The sequence below is a fragment of the Dietzia sp. CW19 genome, from assembly GCF_014145265.1.
Classification (GTDB): Bacteria; Actinomycetota; Actinomycetes; order Mycobacteriales; family Mycobacteriaceae; genus Dietzia; species Dietzia natronolimnaea.
In genome coordinates this window covers 1-3,017 of sequence record NZ_JAALEE010000498.1, presented here as the reverse complement: position 1 = coordinate 3,017, position 3,017 = coordinate 1, and the positions used below count along the sequence as shown (strand labels likewise).

Genomic DNA, 3,017 nt, shown 5'->3' with positions numbered 1-3,017 from the left:
AGCAGCCCCCCGTACGCGGCCAGCGGCGCGTTGGCCCGATCCTCGGACAGCAGGATCGCACCGGCGGCGCCGGCCACCACCCCGTGGACCGCCGACTGGACCGGCTTGAACCTCAGACCCGACCGGAGCATCAGCCCGCCGAGCGCGAGATGCCCCACCCCGAACGCCGCCGCGCCCGAGACGAGCCGGGAACGCGAGCGGCTGGCGTGTCCTCCACCGAGCATGAGGATCACGTCGCCCGTGGTATACGCCGCACCGGTGACGGAGAGCAGTGCGGTGTCGACCGGGCCGAGGCCACCGTTACCCGCCCCCGCGCCTCCCCGGGCGCCCTCACGCAGAGCGATGGTCAGCGCCGCCGGGACGATGAGCGGCTTGCAGAGCTTCTCCAGCGGGACGAATCCGGTCGCCTTGGCCACCTCCGTGCCCGCGGCCGCGGCGAGGAACGCGGGCCCCTCCGGCCGGGAGGTGTCCATGAGCGAGAGCACCCGCTCCCGCAGCGCCTGCGCCAGGACGGTGGGGAAAGCCCTCGCCGTCGTCCTACCGGACGCCGTCCCCTCGGTCGTCATGCGTCTCGTCGTCGTCCACTTGGCGGTCATGTCACTCCAGTCCCAGGTCGGTCAGGCCGAGCAGGGCGCGGTACTCCACGCCCTCGGCCCGGATCACGTCATCGGCGCCGGTGGCACGGTCGACGACGGTCGCCACGCCCACCACCTCGGCTCCGGCCTCGCGCAGGGCGGCCACCGCGGTGAGCGGGGAGTTGCCGGTGGTCGTGGTGTCCTCGACGACGAGGACCCGCTTCCCCACGATGTCCGGCCCCTCGATCCGGCGCTGCATCCCGTGCTTCTTGGCCTCTTTGCGGACGACGAACGCGTCGATCGGCCGACCCGGCGCGTGCATGATCGCCGTGGCGACCGGGTCGGCGCCGAGGGTCAGTCCGCCGACCGCCTCGAAGTCCCAGTCGTCGGTCAGTTCACGCAGCAGACGGCCGATGAGCGGCGACGCCTCGTGGTGCAGGGTCGCGCGGCGCAGGTCCACGTAGTAGTCGGCCTCGCGGCCCGAGGAGAGGGTGACTCGGCCGTGGACGACGGCGAGCTCGGCGACCAGCTCGGCCAGTCGCGCTCTGGCGGTCGAGTCGACGGTGGCGGGGACGGACATCGGGCTCCTCTGATCGGCCGCGACGGTGGCTGCGGCGACGGTATCGGTACCGGGGTCGACTCTAGACGCGCGCCACGACAGAACACGACAGAAGGAGGACGGGCCGGTCGCGTGACGCGACCGGCCCGTCCTCCTTCAGCTCGAGGCCACGCTCAAGCCAGTGACGATCAGGGGTCCAGGGGGTCCCCGTTGTCCTCAGCCGGCGGCTCCTCCTCGACCGGTGGCTCCGGATCGACGGGGTCCGTACCACTGCTGCCCAGCGAGCCGAGAGACCCGGTCGCGAGGCTGCCGCTGTCCTCGGGGATGACGACCGGCGGGGGCCACCCCTCCTCGAAGGCAGACCACGCGTAGAGCTGGCCGGTGCCCTGCGCGGCGGCGGAGTTGGTGCCCTGCGCGCACATCGTGAAGTAACCGACCAGATCCGAACCGCGGGGCTGGGTGGCCGGCGGCCCGAGTGCGATCGTCCGGGTGACGGTCTGCCCGTTGGTCACCGCGAACGAACCGGTCGTGCCGTACAGCCCCTCGACCTTGGCCCTGGTGTTCTGCTCGGTGATCTGCGAGCGCAGCTGGACGGCTTCGCTCGCCATGTCCCCGAGGCTGCCCTGCGGGAAGAACTGGGTGAGCGGCCACAGCGGCTTGGTGATCGTCGACCCCGACGCCGTGATGCTGACCATCTCGGCCCTGACGTTCTGGTAGCGCGAGTAGTACAGCGCCGACATCTCCACGACGGGCGCCGTCGAGACCGTACCGCCGGGCCGCGCACCCGCGACCGTGTCCTGGTTCGGTGCCTCGCAGAAGACGGGACGGGCAACACCATCAACTCGGGCCTGCAGAAGAACAACAACCAGTCGTTCCAGCTGCCCGAGGTCACCTTCAGCATGCGTGCGCCGAACACGCCGAGTCAGCAGATCGTCTTCGGCCTTGCCGGGGCGGGGGCCACCGCCGCCACGGATGCGGCGTCGACGCAGTTCCAGTACACCCGAGGGACCACTGCGGGCGGCACCGGCACCACCGGCACCCAGGTCGAGTGCGGGGTGAGCGCCAACGCGGCAGAACTCACCAGGACCGTGGTCACCAACGCTCCGTGGGTTCCCTTCGAGTGGAACACCAACCTGAACGTCCAGGCTCAGCCCGGCACGCTCGATGAAGACTCGCTCGCAGTCAACGTAGTCACCTCGTTCCAGCGCCCCGCGAACAACTTCCCCGAGGGCACGATGGTCCAGATCTTCCGCGACGGTGTCGAGATCGGAGAGGTCGAGATGCCGGCGACCGGTACCTCCGTGAGCTTCGCGGACGATCTTCCGCGCGCGGAAGACAGCAAGGTTTACCGCTACACCGCCGTCGTAAATAACACGGACGCGCTCGGGGACACCTGGGTCGGCGCGACCGCGACCTCGTCGCCCGTCATCGTCACCGGGACCAACCCCGGTGCCGGCGGCGGGGGCGGTACCGGTTCGCTGGATCCCGGTTCCGTGGTCAACCCGATCGACGGCGCCATCGGCGGCTCGCTCACCTCGAGCCTGTCCGACTCGGCCGGATACGACGTCGCCCCGCTGTCGAGCCCGACCGTCACCGGTCTCCTGAGCTCCGCCAGCTGACACACCCCACATCAGCGAGAGGACCCGTCCGCGCATCCGGCGCGGGCGGGTCCTCTCGTTGCGGAAGGTCAGTCCCGGATATCCGGCGGCAGCTGGAGGCGGGTGGTCTGCTCGACGTCCGGTTCCACGCCCGGGCGCTCACGACCGGAGCCCGTGCCGGTCGAGGCCGCAGCCGACGGCTCCGCGTCCGACGCCTCCTCGTCCGGCTCCGCACGGCGATGTTTGCCGCGTCCGGCCCGTGGGGGCGCGGGTGTCACCTCGGGC

General features: G+C 71.1%; 4 protein-coding genes and 1 pseudogene. 1 reads left to right on the top strand and 4 read right to left on the bottom strand.

The features are described 5' to 3' along the window. The 3 genes and pseudogenes from G6021_RS14205 to G6021_RS14195 form a co-directional block, all read right to left on the bottom strand. Nucleotides 1–596: pseudogene (locus G6021_RS14205) on the bottom strand (hypothetical protein); the annotation flags it as partial. A 1-nt stretch (nucleotide 597) separates the two neighbouring features. Then, nucleotides 598–1,155 (bottom strand): orotate phosphoribosyltransferase, encoded by a 558-nt coding sequence (gene pyrE / locus G6021_RS14200; RefSeq protein WP_182610786.1) that lies wholly within the window; start codon nucleotides 1,153–1,155, stop codon nucleotides 598–600. A 167-nt stretch (nucleotides 1,156–1,322) separates the two neighbouring features. Then, nucleotides 1,323–1,874: a hypothetical protein gene (locus G6021_RS14195; protein ID WP_182641556.1), complete on the bottom strand. Its 552-nt coding sequence runs from the start codon at nucleotides 1,872–1,874 to the stop codon at nucleotides 1,323–1,325. A gap of 159 nt (nucleotides 1,875–2,033) precedes the next feature. On the opposite strand from G6021_RS14195, the gene G6021_RS14190 reads away from it, so the two are divergent. After that, complete coding sequence (locus G6021_RS14190) at nucleotides 2,034–2,753, top strand: hypothetical protein (RefSeq protein WP_182641555.1); 720 nt, start codon at nucleotides 2,034–2,036, stop codon at nucleotides 2,751–2,753. Nucleotides 2,754–2,821: 68 nt separating this feature from the next. Here G6021_RS14190 and G6021_RS16965 read toward each other — a convergent pair. Beyond that, nucleotides 2,822–3,017: hypothetical protein (locus G6021_RS16965; RefSeq protein WP_206682229.1), on the bottom strand; the 196-nt coding region annotated here is incomplete at its 5' end.

Bases quoted from the DNA above. Each gene is read 5' to 3' on its own strand.
- G6021_RS14190 (WP_182641555.1), top strand. From the start codon at position 2,034: ATGCGTGCGCCGAACACGCCGAGTCAGCAGATCGTCTTCGGCCTTGCC.
- pyrE (WP_182610786.1), bottom strand. From the start codon at position 1,155: ATGTCCGTCCCCGCCACCGTCGACTCGACCGCCAGAGCGCGACTGGCC.
- G6021_RS14195 (WP_182641556.1), bottom strand. From the start codon at position 1,874: ATGTCGGCGCTGTACTACTCGCGCTACCAGAACGTCAGGGCCGAGATG.